This window comes from Streptomyces sp. NPDC045021 (genome assembly GCF_056432645.1).
On the sequence record NZ_JBWKIQ010000002.1, the window covers coordinates 514,564 to 532,602 of the forward strand.

General features: G+C 70.3%; 17 protein-coding genes and 1 tRNA gene. 9 read left to right on the top strand and 9 right to left on the bottom strand.

Going from position 1 to position 18,039, the window contains the following annotated elements; genetic code table 11:
* Positions 1-263: 263 nt before the first annotated feature.
* Positions 264-1,751, top strand: a complete 1,488-nt coding sequence (locus AC07DC_RS09430; protein ID WP_478913443.1) for a SulP family inorganic anion transporter — start codon at positions 264-266, stop codon at positions 1,749-1,751.
* 344 nt (positions 1,752-2,095) lie between these two features.
* On the opposite strand, the gene AC07DC_RS09435 is transcribed toward AC07DC_RS09430, so the two are convergent.
* The 5 genes from AC07DC_RS09435 to AC07DC_RS09455 form a co-directional block, all read right to left on the bottom strand.
* A tRNA-Pro gene (locus AC07DC_RS09435) sits at positions 2,096-2,169 on the bottom strand.
* A 12-nt stretch (positions 2,170-2,181) separates the two neighbouring features.
* Complete coding sequence (locus tag AC07DC_RS09440) at positions 2,182-2,874, bottom strand: Pr6Pr family membrane protein (protein WP_478913445.1); 693 nt, start codon at positions 2,872-2,874, stop codon at positions 2,182-2,184.
* 4 nt (positions 2,875-2,878) lie between these two features.
* Positions 2,879-3,829 carry a metallophosphoesterase gene (locus AC07DC_RS09445; protein ID WP_478913446.1) on the bottom strand — a complete coding sequence of 317 codons (951 nt, stop codon included), beginning with the start codon at positions 3,827-3,829 and terminating at the stop codon, positions 2,879-2,881.
* A gap of 17 nt (positions 3,830-3,846) precedes the next feature.
* On the bottom strand, positions 3,847-4,680 hold the full coding sequence (locus AC07DC_RS09450; protein WP_478913448.1) for an ATP-grasp domain-containing protein: 834 nt from the start codon (positions 4,678-4,680) through the stop codon (positions 3,847-3,849).
* Positions 4,677-5,660, bottom strand: coding sequence for an ATP-grasp domain-containing protein (locus AC07DC_RS09455; RefSeq protein WP_478913449.1), 984 nt, complete (start codon positions 5,658-5,660; stop codon positions 4,677-4,679). Before AC07DC_RS09455 ends, AC07DC_RS09450 begins: the two co-directional genes overlap by 4 nt.
* A 216-nt stretch (positions 5,661-5,876) precedes the next feature.
* Between AC07DC_RS09455 and AC07DC_RS09460 the strand changes: the two genes are divergently transcribed.
* Positions 5,877-6,344, top strand: coding sequence for a GatB/YqeY domain-containing protein (locus AC07DC_RS09460; RefSeq protein WP_478913451.1), 468 nt, complete (start codon positions 5,877-5,879; stop codon positions 6,342-6,344).
* Between the two features lie 78 nt (positions 6,345-6,422).
* On the opposite strand, the gene AC07DC_RS09465 is transcribed toward AC07DC_RS09460, so the two are convergent.
* A complete protein-coding gene (locus AC07DC_RS09465) occupies positions 6,423-8,672 on the bottom strand; it encodes a transglycosylase domain-containing protein (protein WP_478913453.1) in 2,250 nt (749 codons plus the stop codon).
* A gap of 384 nt (positions 8,673-9,056) precedes the next feature.
* Between AC07DC_RS09465 and AC07DC_RS09470 the strand changes: the two genes are divergently transcribed.
* Positions 9,057-9,389, top strand: coding sequence for a WhiB family transcriptional regulator (locus AC07DC_RS09470; protein ID WP_138358704.1), 333 nt, complete (start codon positions 9,057-9,059; stop codon positions 9,387-9,389).
* Here the strand turns inward: AC07DC_RS09470 and bagB are convergent.
* Both bagB and bagA read right to left on the bottom strand, forming a co-directional pair.
* On the bottom strand, positions 9,371-10,669 hold the full coding sequence (gene bagB, locus AC07DC_RS09475) for an ATPase BagB (protein ID WP_478913454.1): 1,299 nt from the start codon (positions 10,667-10,669) through the stop codon (positions 9,371-9,373). The genes AC07DC_RS09470 and bagB overlap by 19 nt on opposite strands.
* 63 nt (positions 10,670-10,732) lie before the next feature.
* Positions 10,733-11,743, bottom strand: coding sequence for an ATPase BagA (gene bagA / locus AC07DC_RS09480; RefSeq protein WP_478913456.1), 1,011 nt, complete (start codon positions 11,741-11,743; stop codon positions 10,733-10,735).
* 187 nt (positions 11,744-11,930) lie between these two features.
* On the opposite strand from bagA, the gene AC07DC_RS09485 reads away from it, so the two are divergent.
* From AC07DC_RS09485 to AC07DC_RS09505, 5 genes are all read left to right on the top strand, one after another.
* Positions 11,931-12,092 (top strand): Sp36 family protein, encoded by a 162-nt coding sequence (locus AC07DC_RS09485; RefSeq protein WP_138358698.1) that lies wholly within the window; start codon positions 11,931-11,933, stop codon positions 12,090-12,092.
* Positions 12,089-12,550, top strand: coding sequence for a RidA family protein (locus tag AC07DC_RS09490; protein ID WP_478913458.1), 462 nt, complete (start codon positions 12,089-12,091; stop codon positions 12,548-12,550). Before AC07DC_RS09485 ends, AC07DC_RS09490 begins: the two co-directional genes overlap by 4 nt.
* A 114-nt stretch (positions 12,551-12,664) precedes the next feature.
* Positions 12,665-13,570, top strand: coding sequence for an NUDIX hydrolase (locus tag AC07DC_RS09495; RefSeq protein ID WP_478913460.1), 906 nt, complete (start codon positions 12,665-12,667; stop codon positions 13,568-13,570).
* Complete coding sequence (locus tag AC07DC_RS09500) at positions 13,567-14,409, top strand: MBL fold metallo-hydrolase (RefSeq protein WP_478913462.1); 843 nt, start codon at positions 13,567-13,569, stop codon at positions 14,407-14,409. Before AC07DC_RS09495 ends, AC07DC_RS09500 begins: the two co-directional genes overlap by 4 nt.
* Before the next feature lie 11 nt (positions 14,410-14,420).
* On the top strand, positions 14,421-15,674 hold the full coding sequence (locus tag AC07DC_RS09505) for a cytochrome P450 (protein WP_478913464.1): 1,254 nt from the start codon (positions 14,421-14,423) through the stop codon (positions 15,672-15,674).
* Between the two features lie 29 nt (positions 15,675-15,703).
* On the opposite strand, the gene AC07DC_RS09510 is transcribed toward AC07DC_RS09505, so the two are convergent.
* Positions 15,704-16,546: a diacylglycerol kinase family protein gene (locus tag AC07DC_RS09510; RefSeq protein ID WP_478913466.1), complete on the bottom strand. Its 843-nt coding sequence runs from the start codon at positions 16,544-16,546 to the stop codon at positions 15,704-15,706.
* A gap of 136 nt (positions 16,547-16,682) precedes the next feature.
* Between AC07DC_RS09510 and AC07DC_RS09515 the strand changes: the two genes are divergently transcribed.
* On the top strand, positions 16,683-17,966 hold the full coding sequence (locus AC07DC_RS09515; RefSeq protein WP_478913468.1) for an adenylosuccinate synthase: 1,284 nt from the start codon (positions 16,683-16,685) through the stop codon (positions 17,964-17,966).
* The last annotated feature ends 73 nt before the right edge of the window (positions 17,967-18,039 follow it).

Below are 18,039 nucleotides of genomic sequence, written 5' to 3' on the forward strand. Positions count from 1 at the left end.
CGATTCTTGCAGGAGAGAGCGTGCGCGAGCCCATGACGCCCATGGCCGCTGCCTGCCCACCGTGACGCTTCGCCCCTGGGTATGAGCTCGGCTGCGCCATCGCGCAGAGCCCCGGTTCCGTCCCCTTCTTGCCTTCCGGCCCGCTCTCGCTGGCCGTCCGCGGTGTGCCGGCCGGCCCCTCCGCGTTCTCCCGCACTCCCCGTCCTGCTTGCAGGGGGTGTGCCTGAGTACGACAGGTTCCCGTTCTCTTGTCTTCTTCCGTTGTGTCTCCTGCCGCGCGGCTGCGCGGTCTGCGTCCGGACTGGCTGTCCGACCCGAAGGTCTGGCGTACCGAGGTCCTGGCGGGCCTGGTGGTCGCGCTCGCGCTGATTCCCGAGGCGATCTCGTTCTCGATCATCGCGGGTGTCGATCCGGCGATCGGCCTGTTCGCCTCGTTCACCATGGCCGTGACCATTTCCATCGTCGGCGGACGCCGCGCGATGATCTCCGCCGCCACCGGTGCCGTCGCCCTCGTGATCGCTCCTCTCAACCGCGAGCATGGCTTCGGCTACCTGGTCGCGGCCGTCATCCTGGCCGGCGTCATCCAGATCGTGCTCGGGGCGCTGGGCGTGGCGAAGCTGATGCGGTTCGTGCCGCGTTCGGTGATGGTCGGCTTCGTCAACGCCCTCGCGATCCTGATCTTCATGGCCCAGGTCCCCGAGATGCACGATGTGCCGTGGCCCGTCTACCCGCTGATCGCGGCCGGTCTGGCCCTGATGGTGTTCTTCCCGAAGGTCACCACCGTGATTCCGGCGCCGCTGGTCTCCATCGTCATCCTGACCGTGATCACCGTCGCGGCCGGGATCGCGGTGCCGACGGTCGGCGACAAGGGCGCCCTGCCCTCCTCGCTACCGGTGCCGGGCCTGCCGGATGTGCCGTTCACGATGGACACCTTCACTATCATCGCCCCCTACGCGCTGGCGATGGCGCTGGTCGGCCTGATGGAGTCCTTGATGACGGCCAAACTGGTCGACGACATCACCGACACCCACTCCTCCAAGACGCGCGAATCCATCGGCCAGGGCATCGCCAACATCGTCACCGGCTTCTTCGGCGGCATGGGCGGCTGCGCCATGATCGGCCAGACGATGATCAACGTGAAGGTCTCCGGCGCCCGCACCCGCCTGTCGACCTTCCTCGCGGGCGCATTCCTGATGGTGCTGTGCATCGTCTTCGGCCCGGTCGTCTCCGACATCCCGATGGCAGCCCTGGTCGCGGTAATGATCCTGGTCGCCTTCGGCACCTTCGACTGGCACTCCATCGCCCCCAAGACGCTTCGGCGGATGCCCTCCGGTGAGATCACCGTCATGGTCATCACCGTGATCTGCGTGGTCGCCACCTCCAACCTCGCCATCGGCGTCGTCGTCGGCTCTATCACCGCCATGGTCATCTTCGCCAAACGCGTCGCCCACCTCGCGAACGTCACCGCGGTCACCGACCCCGACGGCAGCACGGTGGTGTACTCCGTGACCGGTGAGCTGTTCTTCGCGTCCTCCAACGACCTCGTCGGCCAGTTCCACTACGCCACCGACCCCGACAAGGTCGTCATCGACCTGTCCGCCGCGCACATCTGGGACGCCTCCTCGGTGGCCGCCCTGGACGCCATCGAGACCAAGTACACCCAGCGCGGCAAAACCGTCGAGATCATCGGCCTGAACGACCCCAGCGCCGACCTCCACGCCAAGCTCACCGGCGAACTCACCAGCCACTAAGCAACGTGGGGCGCGCCATCACCGGCCCCTCCTCGCCCACCTGGGCGCCACCGTCGCCCTCGTGGGTGTCCTCACCAGCAGAAGGAGCCGCCGCTTCTCTGGCGTACGGTTCCTGGCTAGCCTCCTCCGCACTAAGCCCAACAGAGCGGTTCGAGACAACTCGCACACTCCTCCGCGCAGGGACTTGAGCCGGTAGGTGCATCGAAGTTGCCCGGAGGTACTGACTGCCCGGAGGTTCGGCGGTCGATGAAGGTCGCCGACGGGCGGAGCAGTTGCTGTACTTTCCTGCGGTACAACGCGAAAGAGGCCCTATCGGATTTCTCCGATAGGGCCTCTGACCTGGGTCGGGGTGGCGGGATTTGAACCCACGGCCTCTTCGTCCCGAACGAAGCGCGCTACCAAGCTGCGCCACACCCCGGTGCAACGAGATTCACTTTAGCGGACGGGGGGCCGGAGACGAAATCCGGTATTCGTGGGTGGGGAGGCGGGGGCGGGCGCGGTCGAGGGTGACGAGGAGGAGGGCCAGGGCGGAGAAGGCGACGGCGAGGACGAGGGCGTTGCGGAGGACGGTGGGGTAGCCGTGCAGGTCGACGTCGAGGAAGGGGTAGGGGTAGCGGTTCGGGGGGTCGATGAGGGCGCCGCGCAGGAGGGCGAAGGCGGCGTACGCGAGGGGGAGGGCGAGCCACTGGTAGGCGTGGCGCCACTGGAAGCGGGCCGGGGTGGTGAGGAGGAGCCAGTCGAGGGTGACTGTGACGGGAGTCACGGTGTGCAGCAGCTGGTTGGAGAGGACCAGGTCGCCGGTGCGCCGGGCGAGGTGCTCCGCCTCGGAGAAGCCGCTGGACTCGTTCGCCAGGACGAGGTGGTAGACGAGCCCGGTGATCACGATGCAGAGCAGCACCGCGCCGGTGATGCGCGGGGACAGCGGCGGCCGGCCGGTCCCGTCGCGGTGGGCGGACCAGGCGAAGGTGATCGCGATGGCGGCGTTCGTCAGGATGGTGAAGAAGGTGAAGACGCGCAGCGGGTCGGTGTGCACGCACTCGATGGTGATGCCGGTGACGGCGACCGCGGCGATCAGCGCGCGGCAGGCGGCGGCGTAGGGATGACGGAGCGCGGGCTCGGGCATCGCCTCACCGTACGGGGCGGCCGGCCTTTCGGGTGGTCAGCGTGAGGAGTGTCGCCTCCGGAGGGCAGGCGAAGCGGATCGGGGTGTACCGGTTGGCGCCGCAGCCCGCGGAGACGTGCAGGTAGGAGCGCTCGCCGCCGGCGGTGTGGGTGGACAGGCCCTTCACCCGCTGGGTGTCCAGGTCGCAGTTGGTGACGAGCGCGCCGTAGAAGGGGATGCAGATCTGGCCGCCGTGGGTGTGGCCGGCGAGGATCAGCGGGTAGCGGTCGGCCGCGAAGGCGTCCAGGACCCGCAGGTACGGGGCGTGGACGATGGCGAGGTTGAGGTCCGCGGCGGGGTCCGGGCCGCCGGCGACGGCGGCGTAGCGGTCACGCTTGATGTGCGGGTCGTCGAGGCCGGTGAGGGCGATCTCGATGCCGTCGTCGAGCTTGAGGTGGCCGCGGGTGTTGCTCAGCCCCACCCAGCCGGCGGCGTCGAACGTGTCGCGCAGATCGCCCCAGGGGTTGCGGATCACATTGGTGACCGGCTCGGTCTTGCCGTTGAGCCCGTGCTGCCTGCGGGACTTCTCCAGCAGGTAGCGGGCCGGGTTGCGGAACCTGGGACCGTAGTAGTCGTTCGAGCCGAAGACGTACGCCCCGGGGAACTCCATCAGCGGGCCGAGGGCGTCCAGCACCTCGGGGACGCCCTCCGGGTCGGAGAGGTTGTCACCGGTGTTGACGACGAGGTCCGGGCGCAGGCCCGCCAGGGACTGCAGCCAGCGGCGCTTCTTGTTCTGGCCGCAGACCATGTGGATGTCGGAGACCTGCAGGATCCGGATCGGCCGCATCCCGTCGGGCAGCACCGGGACCTCGACACGGCGCAGCCGGAAGGACCGCGTTTCGATTCCGGCGGCGTAGGCCACGCAGGCCGCGCCGACTGCCGTCACGCCGAGGGGAACTCCGTATCGCGCTCGCATGCGTCCATCGTCGCAGATCAGATGAGCTCCGCCAGAGCGCGCGGCGCTCCGCTGCCGCCCCGGAAGCCGGGAAAGGCGTTGATGTCGACAATGAGCGGCGTTCCGGTCCTGTCCGCGATGACGTCCACGCCGTAGACGTCGAGGGCGAAGACCTTGCCCGCCTGCAGCGCCAGGTCGAGGGCCCCGGGGGGTGGCGGCGGGGGCCGGTCCCGAGGAGAGTCCGGGCTGCTCAGGGCCCCTGCGTCCCGGTCTCCCAGGGGTGACGGGCGCAGGCCCGTGAAGACCTGGCCGGCGATCACCCAGAGCTTGTGGTCCCAGCCGTCGCCCGGCGTGAAGTCCTGAACGACGACCGGCTCGTCCGGCCACCTGCGGGCGAGTTCCCGCAGGCCCGCGGCGTCATCGACCCGGGCGACGACATCGCCGCGCCGGTTGGCCCGGCTCTTGACGATGAACGGATAGCCCGACGGCGGCGGGGCCGTGATCCGCGACAGCGGCGCGACCGTCCGGGTCACGGGGAACGGGAGGCCCGCGGCCAGCGCGGTGTCCGCCATCAGCACCCGGTCCTGGCACAGCTCGGTCGACGCGGCCGAATTGACGACGCGCGCGCCGCGCCGCTCCAGGGCGCGGGCGAGCCGGATCGCCTGCGGCGTATGGGACTTGAGGAGATAGACGTCGGCGAGCTCGTCCGGCGCGGGTTCCGTGGCGTGGGCCGGGTCGGTGAACTCGACGTGGCTGTGTGGGCGGTCCGCCAGCAGGGCGGCGGTGGCCGCGAGCAGCGGGTGGTCCGGCTTGTCCGTCAGGAAGCAGATCCGCTGCGCGGCGGTGCGAGCCGTGTCAGCCTTTGCGCTCATGTGCCGGCCTGTGCGGGTACGAAGGCCCCGGCTCCAGCTCCGGCCACGGCTCCAGCTCCAGCCCCGGCTCCCGTCTCGGCCTGGGGGCGAAGGCCGCCGTGCCCGCCCGTGCCACCCGTCCGGGCCAGGTCGAGGACGGCGCGCGCCACCCTGGCGACGGCGTCGGGCACCTTGCGGAAGCTCGGGAAGTCGTTGATGTCGACGACGATCGGGCCGTCGGGCCCGAGCAGCACGTCGATCCCGTACAGGTCCAGGCCGAAGACGGCGCCGATCTCGGCCGCCAGCCCCGCCACCTCGCGCGGGAGCGGCACGAGCCGCTCGTCCACGGCGAGTTCGGGGCGCAGCGGCGACGCCCGTACGGTCGCGTAGGCCTCACCGCCGACGCAGTACACCTTCAGGTCCGTCCCGGAGTTGGGCACGTACGGCTGGGCTATGAGCAGCCCACCGTCCTCGGGACCGGGGCCGAGGGCCGCATCTCCGTCAGCGCCGTCGTCGGACCCCGTGAGCTGCTCCGGCGTGCGGACCAGCCGTACGCCGCGCCCCGAGCTGCCCGCCGCGGGCTTCACGACGAGCGGGAAGTGCTCCTCGGGGACCTCCGCGAACAGTTCGGGCCGGGCCGCCGCGTACGTCACCGGCATCGGCAGGCCGTGCTGCTGCGCGACGAGCGCGGTGAGGGCCTTGTCACGGACCGTCCGGATCGCGCGTGCGTCATTGACCGTGGTCAGGCCGAGTGCCGCCGCGCCTTCGAGGAGGGTCAGGCCGGGGCCGCCGGAGACCGTCTTGAGCACCCAGGCGTCGTGCGCACCCGACTGCACCGCGTCGGAGAGTCCGGACAGTTCGGAGAACTCGGAGAGCCGGATGAGAGAACCGCCGGGGCGGATCACGTCCACCTGGTGTCCCCAGGCGGCCAGTTGGCCGACCACGTCGAGAGGCATGCCGTCGTGACGGTAGTGCTCCTCGACGAGGAAACAGAGCCTCATCTGGTCCCCTTGCCCCCCGGACGTCCGCCGACCCGTCCGGCAGAGCTGTGACCGATCAGGATGCCATGCGGCGCTTGGGGTACCGGCGCGCGGGACCGGTCCGGGACACCTCCGGGACCTGGACGGAACTCTTCGGCGCCGTTCCGGTCGGTACGGGACGGTTCGCCGGGGGTTAATGGGCGGCAGTACGACCGTGCGGGTGCGAGACTCGACGGCATGACCACCACGCTCAAGCAGCGACTGCACGACGACCTCATCGCGGCCATGAAGGGCCGCGACGAGCTTCGCTCCGCCACGCTCCGCCTCACGCTGACCGCCATCACCAAGAAGGAGGTCGCGGGCACGACCGCCCGTGAACTCTCCGACGACGAGGTGCTCAAGGTGATCGCCGGTGAGGCGAAGAAGCGCCGTGAGGCGGCCGAAGCCTTCGCCCTGGGCAACCGTCCCGCCTCGGCCGAGCGCGAGCTGGCCGAGGGGGAGGTGCTCGACGCGTACCTGCCGAAGCAGCTGTCGGACGAGGAGCTGGTCGGCATCGTCACCGCCGCGGTGGCCGAGGCCAGGGCGGCGGGCGCCGAGGGTCCGCGGGCCATGGGCGCGATCATGAAGATCGTGAACCCGAAGGTCGCCGGTCTCGCCGAGGGCGGCCGCGTCGCGGCCGAGGTGAAGAAGCAGCTCGCGGGCTGATCCGCCCGGTATCGCACAGGTGAGGGGCGCCACCCGAGGAATCGGGTGGCGCCCCTCACGCGTTCCAGGTTCCTGCGGTCAGCGGCCGCCGGTCCCGCCGCCCGAGTGGCCGTTCCCGCCGCCGCCGATGATGCCCGGCGGGATGGTGAACGAGGGGAAGGGGTTCGGGCTCGCCGGCGGCTTGCCGGTGCCGGCGGTCGTGGCCCCGGTGGTGTGGCCGGGCTTGCCCGGTCCGTTGCCGGGGTTGGGGGTGGGCGGGACCACGGGCTTGTCCGGGATGTTCAGCGGTACCTCGTTGAACGTCAGTTCCGGCTTGCCGTCCAGGGCCCCGCTGACGGCGTCCTTCCAGATCGGTGCCGGGCCGGTGGCGCCGAACACCTTGTCGTAGTACTCGCCGCCGAAGGTGATCCCCGTCATCTTGATCGGCTTGACGCCCGGGTCACCGATCCACACCGCGGCCGACATGTTCGGGGTGTAGCCCACGAACCAGGCGGCCTTGCGGTCGTCTGTCGTACCCGTCTTGCCCGCGGTGGCACGGTCGGTCAGGCCGGCCGCAGTGCCCGTACCGTCGTCGACCACGCCCTTGAGCATGGTGTTGATGGTGTCCGCCGTCGTCTGCGACATGGCCGTGGAGCACAGCGGCTTCGGGACCGGGATCGCCTTGTTGTCCGAGTCCGTGGCCGACTCGATCGCGGTCGGCGCACAGAAGGTGCCACGGGCGGCGAAGGCGGCGTACGCGGCGGCCATGTCCAGCGGGGACATCTCGTTGACACCGAGTGTGAAGGACGCGCCGAGCCCGAAGGCCGTGCCGCCGGCCCGCTTGGTGATGCCCAGCTTGTTGACCATCTGGGTCACCGGGCACAGGCCGACGTCGGCTTCCAGCGTCACGAAGTACGTGTTGACCGACTTCTTGAGCGCCTCGGGCATGGCGTACGGGCCGAATTCCGTCTCGCTCTCGTTCGGCACGGTGCCGGTGCCGGGGTACTGCGCGCCGGAGCAGTCGCTCACCGACGGGTACGGCATCTCGCTCGGCGAGGGGTATGTCTGGCTCGGCTGGTAACCCGACTCCAGCGCGGCGGCGGCGGTGAACGCCTTGAACGTCGAACCGGACTGGTACCCGGCCCCGCCGCCCATGCCCCGGTCGACGGAGAGGTTGATCTGCGTCTCGTTCTTACCGAAGCCGTACGGCCGGGACTGCGCCATCGCCCGGATCTTGCCCGTGCCCGGTTCCACGAGGGTGACGGCGGAAGCGACCGGGTCGTCCTTGTAGACGTGCTTGGCGATGCCGTTCTGCGTCGACGACTGCGCCTGCGGGTCCAGCGTCGTCCTGATCGTCAGGCCGCCCTGGCGCCAGCGCTTCGCGCGGGCTTCCTTCGTCTTGCCGAAGGCCGCGTTCTGCAGGAACGTGTTGCGGACGTAGTCGCAGAAGAAGCCGGCGCCGTTGACGGCGGTGATGCAGCCGTTCTTCGGCTTGCTGACCTTGAGGCCGAGGGGCGTCTTCTTCGTGGCGTCGGCCTGGGCCTGGGTGATGTCCTTGAGGTCGGCCATGCGCTGCAGTACGAGATTGCGGCGCTTGATCGATTCCTGCTCGTCGTTGACCGGGTCGAAGCGGCTGGGCGACTGGACGATGCCGGCCAGCATCGCGGCCTCGCCGACGGTCAGGTCCTTCGCGTGCTTGCTGTAGTACCGCTTGGCCGCGGCCTCGATGCCGTAGGCCTGCTCGCCGAAGAACGTGATGTTGAGGTAGTTCTCCAGGATCTGCTGCTTGCCGAGTTCCTTCTCGACCTGGATCGCGTACTTCATTTCCTTGATCTTGCGGCCGACGGTCTGCTGGACCGCCTGCGCGACCTTGTCCGGGTCGTCGCCTGCCTGCTCGATGAAGACGTTCTTGACGTACTGCTGGGTGAGGGTGGAGGCACCCTCGGAGACGCCGCCGTCCTGCGCGTTCTTGTTGAGCGCGCGCAGGATGCCCTTGAGGTCGATCGCACCGTGCTCGAAGTAGCGGGCGTCCTCGATCGCGACGATGGCCTTCAGGATGTTCGGGCTCATCTGCTGGATCGGGATGACGGTGCGGTCGCGCGAGTAGACGGTTGCGATCAGACCGCCGTTGGCGTCGAGGATCTTCGAGGCCTGGCTGAGCGGCGGGCGCTTCAGCTCACCCGGCAGGTCCTGGAATCCTGAGGCGGTGCCCTTCGCCGACAGGCCGAGAGCACCGGCGGCCGGCAGGGCGATCCCTGCCAGTACCACCCCGGACAGGACACTGACACCGAGGAACTTGGCGGCCTGCTGGGCCGTCGAGAGACCCCCGCCCGATCGCTTGTGAGGCATGGAGGCAGCCTACGTTGCGATTCCCCGGACGTGCGCCCATCTGTTCGCCTACTCTGTAACGGACAGGCGCGGTCGCTGAGCGTGCGCCTGTCCTCCATCGTCACTCTTGTGGGTGATGAGAACTGCCCGAATTCCTGTCATATGCCGGGTGACTTGGGCGATATGCCAGGCGCAGTGACCGCTCTGCCCCATAAGTCCGAAATGGGTGCCGCTCACTCCGTTGGGTGATCTGCCGCGCACCCATAGTCCATTCGGGCCATCGAAGATTGGGCCTGAAAGGGCTGTTGCGTCACGCCTACCTTCCGTAACGTCCTCAACTGGCAACGGTGAATATGCCGGTTGCCGCCGTGGGGGAGCCTCGATTCGGGAGAGGACGGCGCCAGCATGAGCAGCTGGGTAACCGACTGGAGCACGCAGGCAGCGTGCAAGACGACTGATCCGGACGAGCTTTTCGTCCAGGGAGCGGCCCAGAACAGGGCCAAGGCGGTATGCACCGGATGCCCGGTGCGGACGGAGTGCCTGGCGGACGCGCTCGACAACCGGGTCGAGTTCGGCGTGTGGGGCGGGATGACGGAACGCGAGCGCAGGGCACTGCTGCGACGACGTCCAACGGTCACCTCGTGGCGCAGGCTGCTCGAGACCGCGCGTACCGAGTACGAGCGGAGCACCGGCATCCTGCCCTTGGACGAAGAGGACGACTACGCCGCCGCGGGGTGATCCCCGGCAAGCTGATCGCCGATCGAGCGCAAGCCGTCCAGATCGTGCACGTCGCCCGGTAGGGCCGCTACGTCGACCATCGGCACCTCAGGGTGCACGGAGACGAAGCGGTCCCTGGTGCGGCGTTCGCGCGCGACCACGCGCATGCGCTCGGCGTGCAGCCGCAGCAGCCCGGCGGCAAGTCTCTGCTCGGGCGGGATCGTCATGTCGTCGGCCGTCTCGGCCGGGGTCTTCGGGTCCGTCCCGTCGTCGGTCCCGTCGGCAACGGAGTCAGCCTTCCCGGCCTCACGATCCACAATGCCGCCGTCCACAAGATTTTCCAGCGGCTCCTCCAGCGCCTGGGCGGCGGCCAGCGCCCGCTCCGCGGTGAGCTGCGGCGCTCCGCTGCCGTGCACCCGGTTCAGCACCAGGCCGGCCAGCGGCATGTGCTCCGCGGCCAGCCGCTCGACGAAGTACGCGGCCTCGCGCAGCGCGTCCCGCTCAGGCGCGGCCACCACGAGGAACGCCGTCCCGGGAGCCTGCAGCAGCTTGTAGGTGGCGTCCGCGCGCTTGCGGAAGCCGCCGAACATGGTGTCCATGGCGGCGATGAACGTCTGCACGTCGCTCAGCAGGTGCGCGCCCATCACCTTGCTCAGCACGCCCGTCATCATCGACATACCGACATTGAGGAACTTCATCCCGGCACGGCCGCCGACCTTCGCGGGCGCCATCAGCAGCCTGATGAACTTCCCGTCCAGGAACGACCCGAGGCGCTGCGGGGCGTCAAGGAAGTCCAGCGCGGAACGGCTCGGCGGGGTGTCGACGATGATCAGGTCCCAGGCGTCCAGCGCGCGCAGCTGGCCCAGCTTCTCCATCGCCATGTACTCCTGCGTGCCGGCGAAGCCGGCCGACAGGGACTGGTAGAAGGGGTTGTCGAGGATCGCGCGGGCCCGCTCGGGGTCCGAGTGCTGCAGCACGACCTCGTCGAAGGTCCGCTTCATGTCGAGCATCATCGCGTGCAGCGCGCCGCCCGCGGACTCGTCGATCCCGGTGACCGGGCGCGGTGTGTTGTCCAGCTCGCTCAGGCCCATCGACTGGGCGAGCCGGCGCGCCGGGTCGATGGTCAGGACGACGGCCTTGCGGCCGCGTTCCGCGGCGCGCACGCCGAGCGCCGCGGCGGTCGTGGTCTTGCCGACGCCACCGGAACCGCAGCAGACGATGATGCGGGTCTTGGGATCGTCGAGGAGCGGATCGATCTCCAGCACCGGACTCTCCAGATTCACCGGAATCTCCAGGCTCATGTCAGCTCTCCCCGCCGGCCCGCGCCCTTGCCGCCCATGCCCATGCCCGCGCCCGTGCCCATGTCAGCTCTCCCCGCCCGTAATTCCCTGCTTGCGCAGGCTGTCGGCCAACCGGTAGAGGCCGCCCAGGTCGACGCCCTCGCCACGCAGTTCCAGCTCGTACGTCGGCAGCCCGAGGTCGGCGATCTCGGCGCGCTCGCGGCGCTCCAGGAGGACGCGCTGGGCGTGCTCGTGGGCCTGCGTGAGCAGCGGGTCGACGAGCCGCTCCGCCTGCCCGCCCTTGCGGGCACCGCCCAGGCCGGCCTGGGACAGCGCCTTGGCGACGGCGGTGCGCCGGCCGTTGGCCGCCGATTCGAGGTCCGCGTCGTCCAGCAGCACCGGGCGCAGCATGTTGACGACGACCGCTCCTACGGGCAGCCCGGCCGCCCGCAGTTCGGCGACGCCGTCCACGGTCTCCTGGACCGGCATCTCCTCCAGCAGCGTCACCAGGTGCACCGCGGTCTCGGTGGACTTCAGCACCCGCATCACGGCCTGGGCCTGGTTGTATATCGGCCCGATCCTCGCGAGCCCGGCGACCTCGTCGTTGACGTTGAGGAAGCGGGTGATCCGGCCGGTCGGCGGGGCGTCCATCACGACCGCGTCGTACGCCCGCCAGCCCGCGTTGTCCTTGCGGCGCACGGCCTCGCACGCCTTGCCGGTCAGCAGGACGTCCCGCAGGCCGGGGGCGACGGTCGTCGCGAAGTCGATCGCGCCGAGCTTCTTGAGGGCGCGGCCCGCGCGGCCGAGTTTGTAGAACATGTCCAGGTAGTCGAGGAGCGCGAGTTCGGGGTCGATGGCGAGCGCGCGCACCTCGCCGCCGCCGGGCGCGACGGCGATCTTCCGCTCCTCGTAGGGCAGCGCCCCGGTCTCGAAGACCTGGGCGATGCCCTGCCGCCCCTCGACCTCGACCAGCAGGGTGCGGCGGCCTTCGGCGGCGAGGGCGAGCGCCAGCGCGGCGGCGACCGTGGTCTTACCGGTGCCGCCCTTGCCCGTGACGATATGGAGCCTGGTGGGGGTGGACTGTTGAGGGCTCACACATCGAGCGTAACCACTCGGCCTTCGGCCCAAGCAGTCCACTGCCCAGGTGTGGCCTCTATCTCCCGGCCGGACCCGGCGACGGATCTCCCGGCCGGACCCGGTGACGGTCCGGTCAGGACCCGGCCGGGAGGTGCCGGGCGGGTGCTGGACGGGGTGGGTGGGAGCAGGCGTTACAGTCGGCTCCATGGCTAAGTGGGAATACGCGACCGTGCCGCTTCTTGTGCACGCGACGAAGCAGATTCTGGACACCTGGGGCGAGGACGGCTGGGAGCTCGTCCAGGTCGTACCCAATGGGAACAACGCGGAACAGCTGGTGGCCTACTTCAAGCGGGAGAAGCAGGCGTGAGCGCGGTCGAGGACAAGATCGCCTCGCTCGGGCTGACGCTGCCCGCCGTGGTGCCGCCGCTGGCCTCGTACCAGCCGGCCGTGCAGTCGGGTGTGTACGTGTACACGTCCGGCCAGCTGCCGATGGTGGACGGCAAGCTCACGGTGACCGGCAAGGTCGGCGCCGAGGTGACGCCGGAGGAGGCCAAGGACCTGGCCCGTACGTGCGCGCTCAACGCGCTCGCGGCGGTCAAGTCGGTCGCCGGTGACCTGGACCGCATCAAGCGCGTCGTGAAGGTCGTCGGATTCGTCGCCTCGGCGACGGACTTCACCGGGCAGCCGGCCGTGATCAACGGTGCGAGCGAGCTGCTCGGCGAGGTGCTCGGCGACAAGGGCGTGCACGCCCGCAGCGCCGTCGGCGTGGCCGTGCTGCCGCTGGACGCACCGGTCGAGGTGGAGATCCAGGTCGAGCTGGTCTGAGCCCTTCGCAGGCCGGGCCGGGTGCCCGGCCGCGGAGCCGCAGCCACGGGACTCACGTCGAACAGCCGAGACTCACCCTCGAACATCAGGGCGGCAGGCCGTACGATCCCGCCCATGAGCACCAGCAGCGGCGGCACGAACGACGGACAGTGGTTCCCGGCCTCCTGGCCGGACCGGATCCGGGCGCTGGCGAACGGGGATCTGACCCCCGTGACCCCGCGCCGGGCCGCGACCGTACTGCTCCTGCGGGACGGTACGAGCGGTGGCCCGGCCGTCCACATGTTGCGCAGACGCGCCTCCATGGCTTTCGCCGGGGGCGCGTACGCGTATCCGGGCGGCGGTGTGGACCCGCGGGACGAGAAGCCGGTCCGGTGGGCCGGCCCGTCCCTGGAGGAGTGGTCGGCCGCCCTCGGGGTGGATCCGGTGTCGGCGCAGGCGGTGGTGTGTGCGGCGGTGCGGGAGACGTTCGAGGAGGCCGGCGTCCTGCTGGCAGGTCCCGACGGCGACAGCGTCGTGGCGGACACCACCGGCGAGAGCTGGGAGGCCGACCGGGAGGCGCTGGTCAGCCGGGAGCTGTCGTTCGCGGACTTCCTGGCCCGGCGCGAGCTGGTGCTGCGCTCGGATCTGCTCGGCCCGTGGGCCCGCTGGATCACCCCGGAGTTCGAGGAGCGCCGCTACGACACCTGGTTCTTCCTCGCGATGATGCCGGCCGGGCAGCGCACCCTGGACGTCTCGGGCGAGGCCGACCGCACGGTGTGGCTGCGCCCGGCCGAGGCCGTGGAGGGGTACCGGCTCGGCGAGATGGTGATGATGCCGCCGACGGTCGCGACGCTGCGCGCGCTGCTCCCGTACGACTCGGTGGAGGCGGCGCTGGCGGGCGCGGCCGGCCGGGACCTGACGCCGGTGCTGGCGCGGGCGGTGCTCGAAGAGGGGCAGATCGTCCTGAGCTGGCCGGGGCACGAGGAATTCACCAAACACGTTCCACAAGGACCCATCTCGTCGCAAGGAGCTGCTGAATGACGTCGGCGATCCTGCCCGGCAGGCCGCAGCCCACGGTCGGCGGCCCAGCGACGGCGCGTGCCGTCTGCGTCCTGGCGCCGAACCCGTCGCCGATGACCCTGGACGGCACCAACACCTGGCTGCTCTCCGAGCCCGGTTCGGACCTCGCGGTGGTCATCGACCCGGGCCCGCTCGACGACGCGCACCTGCGCAATGTCGTCGCGACCGCGGAGGCGGCCGGCAAGCGCATCGCGCTCACCCTGCTCACGCACGGCCACCCGGACCACGCGGAGGGCGCCGCCCGCTTCGCCGAACTGACGGGGACGAAGGTCCGGGCGCTCGACCCGGCGCTGCGGCTGGGCGAGGAGGGGCTGGCGGCGGGCGACGTCATCAGCACCGGCGGTCTGGAGCTGCGCGTCGTCGCCACGCCCGGCCACACCGCCGATTCGCTCTCCTTCCACCTGCCGGCCGACGGTGCCGTCCTGACCGGCGACACGGTGCTGGGGCGCGGCACGACGATCGTGGTGCACCCGGACGGCCGGCTCGGCGACTACCTCGACTCCCTGCGCAGATTGCAGGCCCTGACGATGGAGGGCGTCGACACGGTGCTGCCCGGCCACGGCCCGGTGCTGAAGGACGCGCGCGGCGCCGTCGAGTACTACCTCGCGCACCGCGCGAGCCGGCTGGCGCAGGTGGAGACCGCCGTGGAGGCGGGCTGTCTGACGCCCGCCCAGGTGGTCGCGCACGTCTACCACGACGTCGACCGGACGCTGTGGCCCGCGGCGGAGCTGTCGGTGATGGCGCAGCTGGACTATCTGCGCGAGCACGGGCTGATCGAGGATGGGCGGAACGACGTATGACGGATCCCCGCATGACGGATCGACCCATGAGCGACCCCGTACCCGGCGGCCCGGCGGTGAAGGGCTTCGACCCGTGGTCCGCCGCGTTCGTCGCCGACCCGTATCCGGCGTACGAGGCGCTGCGCGCGGCGGGACGCGCGCACTGGTTCGAGCCGACCCGGCAGTGGCTGATCCCGCACTACGACGATGTGAGCGCGCTGCTGCGCGACCGCCGGCTGGGGCGTACGTATCTGCACCGCTTCACCCACGAGGAGTTCGGCCGCGAGGCGCCGCCGGCCGGGCACGAGCCGTTCCACGTCCTCAACGGCAACGGCCTGCTCGATCTGGAGGCCCCGGACCACACCCGTATCCGCCGGCTGGTCGCGAAGGCATTCACCCCGCGCACCGTCGAGCGGCTCGCGCCGACCGTCGATCGGATGGCGGCCGAGCTGGTCGACGGCCTGCACGCGGACGGCGGCGGCGACCTGCTGGCCCGGGTCGCCGAGCCGCTGCCGGTCGCGGTCATCGCGGAGATGCTGGGCGTTCCGCCCGGGGACCGGCAGCCGCTGCGGCCCTGGTCGGCGGATATCTGCGGGATGTTCGAACTCAATCCGGACGAGGAGACCGCGCGGCGGGCCGTCCGGGCGAGCGAGGAGTTCTCGGAGTATCTGCGCGGGCTGATCGCCGAGCGCCGCCGCGCACCGGGCGAGGACCTGATCAGCGCCCTGATCGCCGCGTACGAGGACGGGGACACCCTCAGCGAGCAGGAGATGGTCTCCACCTGCGTGCTGCTGCTCAACGCCGGGCACGAGGCGACGGTGAACACCACGGCGAACGGCTGGTTCACCCTCTTCCGCCACCCCGACCAGCTCGACCTGCTCCGTGCCGAGCCCGGGCTGCTCCCGGGCGCCATCGAGGAACTGCTGCGCCACGACACGCCGCTGCAGATGTTCGAACGGTGGGTGCTGGACGACATCGAGGTCGGCGACACGGTGATCCCGCGCGGTTCCGAGGTCGCGCTGCTCTTCGGGTCCGCCAACCGCGACCCGTCCCGCTTCCCCGACCCCGACCGGCTGGACCTGCGCCGCCCGGCCGCCGACAACCGGCATCTCACGTTCGGCGCGGGCATCCACTACTGCCTGGGCGCGCCGCTGGCCCGCCTCGAACTCGCCGCGTCCTTCGGCACGCTGCTGAGCCGCGCGCCGAACCTGCGGATGGTGTCCGAGCCGCGCTGGAAGCCCGGCTATGTCATCCGGGGCCTGGAGGAACTGCTCGTCAGCTGGTGACGCGCCCCGCTCCCGACGTGATCTTCGTCTCAGGCGCGGGGCACCGTGAGCCGCCAGGCGCCCGGCTGGATCGTCCAGGTGCGGGTCCTGACCGGCCCGGCGACGGTGGAGTCCGCGCGGTAGCGGAAGTCCCGGCCCGAGACGGTGACGGTCGCGGCCTGCACACACAGCGGTTCCGGGCTGTCGGGGTGGTGGACGCGGACCTCGATGAGCCCGGGGTCCACCGTCCGGAACGACACGTCGTGCACGGGCTGGTCCAGGTCGACCAGCACCACCCCGTCCGCCTCGATCCGCAGCCGCTGGCGCGGCGCGTGACCGTGGCTGTGCCCCGGGCCGTGGCCGTTCGACGGGGCAGGCATCGTCAGCGTCCGCACCAGCGACCGGGCGGTCCGCTCCACCGGCGTCCACCAGTGTTCGGAAGGGACCGCGCCGTCGCAGGGGATCCGCAGGCTGCCCAGCACGATGCCGCCGCTGTCGTCGATCAGCAGGTCCAGCTCGCGGTCCATGCCGTCGAGCACCGCCCGCGCCGCGGGCAGCACCTGGCCCGGCACGCCCAGTGCCCTGGCGAGCGTGGAGCGCGGCCCGATCGGGACCAGCGCGAGCGGGGCCTCGCCGAGCGCGCGCTCTTGGTGCAGTGCCCGCACCGCCCGCAGCAGGGTCCGGTCGTCGCCGAGAACCACCGGACGGCGCCGTCCGCGGTGGGCGAGCACCCGGGCCACCTCTTCGGCCGAATCCGGGAGAGCGATTTTTACGGAGGACGCGCCCGCACACAGGACATCCTTCGCGATGCGGACGGATTCGCCGTCGACGGTACGTGCGGCGGGGTCGATGACCACGAGCAATTGCTGCCCGTCAGGTCGCTGAGCCGACACCTTGGTCCTTCCTCAGGTAAAATCTCGGTGCAAGAGCCCCTTGCGCCGTTGCGTCAGGGGCTTCGTCTATTCCGGGGCACCGGTTCGACGGCTCTCTGCACGTTGGACATGCCCCGCCCGGAAGGGGTGTACGCCTGTGCCCGCACTTGTGCTGCTCGGTGCTCAGTGGGGTGACGAAGGCAAGGGGAAGGCCACTGACCTGCTCGGTGGCTCCGTGGACTATGTCGTGCGTTACCAGGGCGGCAACAATGCCGGCCACACGGTCGTCGTTGGCGACCAGAAGTACGCACTGCATCTCCTCCCCTCCGGAATCCTGTCGCCGGGGTGTACCCCGGTCATTGGTAACGGTGTCGTCGTGGACCCGGCTGTCCTGCTCTCCGAGCTGAGCGGACTGAACGACCGCGGCGTCGATACGTCCAAGCTTCTGATCAGCGGCAACGCCCACCTGATCACTCCGTATCACCAGACCATCGACAAGGTGACGGAGCGGTTCCTCGGCAGCCGCAAGATCGGTACGACCGGGCGCGGAATCGGCCCGGCCTACGCCGACAAGATCAACCGCGTCGGGATCCGCGTCCAGGACCTCTTCGACGAGTCGATCCTGCACCAGAAGGTGGAGGCCGCTCTCCACGACAAGAACCAGGTCCTGGTCAAGCTCTTCAACCGGCGGGCGATCAGCATCGACCAGGTCGTCGAGGAGTACCTCGGCTACGCGGAGCAGATCAAGGACTTCGTCGCCGACACCGGTCTGATTCTGAACAAGGCGCTGGACGAGGGCAAGGTCGTGCTGATGGAGGGCGGTCAGGGCACTCTGCTCGACGTCGACCACGGCACCTATCCCTTCGTGACCTCGTCGAACCCGACCGCCGGCGGTGCCTGCACGGGCTCCGGCATCGGCCCGACGAAGATCAGCCGCGTCATCGGCATCCTCAAGGCCTATACGACGCGTGTCGGCGCCGGTCCGTTCCCGACCGAGCTGTTCGACGAGGACGGCGAGAAGCTGCGGGTCATCGGCCACGAGCGCGGGGTCACCACCGGCCGCGACCGTCGCTGCGGCTGGTTCGACGCGGTCATTGCGCGGTACGCGACCCGCGTCAACGGCCTGACGGACTTCTTCCTCACCAAGCTCGACATCCTCACCGGCTGGGAGCAGATCCCGGTCTGCGTGGCCTACGAGATCGACGGCAAGCGCGTCGAGGAGCTGCCCTACAACCAGAGCGACTTCCACCACGCGAAGCCGATCTACGAGATGCTCCCCGGCTGGTCCGAGGACATCACCAAGGCGCAGACCTTCGACGACCTGCCGAAGAACGCGCAGGCGTACGTCAAGGCGCTCGAGGAGATGTCGGGCGCGCCGATCTCCGCGATCGGCGTGGGCCCCGGCCGTACCGAGACGATCGAGATCAACTCCTTCCTCTGAGGTAATGGCAGCCGGTCCGGCTGACAACACGACGCGGCGCGCCCCGGTGGTCCTACCACCGGGGCGCGCCGCG

What these genes read in the sequence shown, in the direction of transcription:
- AC07DC_RS09440 (WP_478913445.1), bottom strand. Translation starts at nt 2,874, where the DNA reads ATGCCCGAGCCCGCGCTCCGTCATCCCTACGCCGCCGCCTGCCGCGCG.
- AC07DC_RS09445 (WP_478913446.1), bottom strand. Translation starts at nt 3,829, where the DNA reads ATGCGAGCGCGATACGGAGTTCCCCTCGGCGTGACGGCAGTCGGCGCG.
- AC07DC_RS09450 (WP_478913448.1), bottom strand. Translation starts at nt 4,680, where the DNA reads ATGAGCGCAAAGGCTGACACGGCTCGCACCGCCGCGCAGCGGATCTGC.
- AC07DC_RS09455 (WP_478913449.1), bottom strand. Translation starts at nt 5,660, where the DNA reads ATGAGGCTCTGTTTCCTCGTCGAGGAGCACTACCGTCACGACGGCATG.
- AC07DC_RS09460 (WP_478913451.1), top strand. Translation starts at nt 5,877, where the DNA reads ATGACCACCACGCTCAAGCAGCGACTGCACGACGACCTCATCGCGGCC.
- AC07DC_RS09465 (WP_478913453.1), bottom strand. Translation starts at nt 8,672, where the DNA reads ATGCCTCACAAGCGATCGGGCGGGGGTCTCTCGACGGCCCAGCAGGCC.
- AC07DC_RS09470 (WP_138358704.1), top strand. Translation starts at nt 9,057, where the DNA reads ATGAGCAGCTGGGTAACCGACTGGAGCACGCAGGCAGCGTGCAAGACG.
- bagB (WP_478913454.1), bottom strand. Translation starts at nt 10,669, where the DNA reads ATGAGCCTGGAGATTCCGGTGAATCTGGAGAGTCCGGTGCTGGAGATC.
- AC07DC_RS09485 (WP_138358698.1), top strand. Translation starts at nt 11,931, where the DNA reads ATGGCTAAGTGGGAATACGCGACCGTGCCGCTTCTTGTGCACGCGACG.
- AC07DC_RS09495 (WP_478913460.1), top strand. Translation starts at nt 12,665, where the DNA reads ATGAGCACCAGCAGCGGCGGCACGAACGACGGACAGTGGTTCCCGGCC.
- AC07DC_RS09500 (WP_478913462.1), top strand. Translation starts at nt 13,567, where the DNA reads ATGACGTCGGCGATCCTGCCCGGCAGGCCGCAGCCCACGGTCGGCGGC.
- AC07DC_RS09505 (WP_478913464.1), top strand. Translation starts at nt 14,421, where the DNA reads ATGACGGATCGACCCATGAGCGACCCCGTACCCGGCGGCCCGGCGGTG.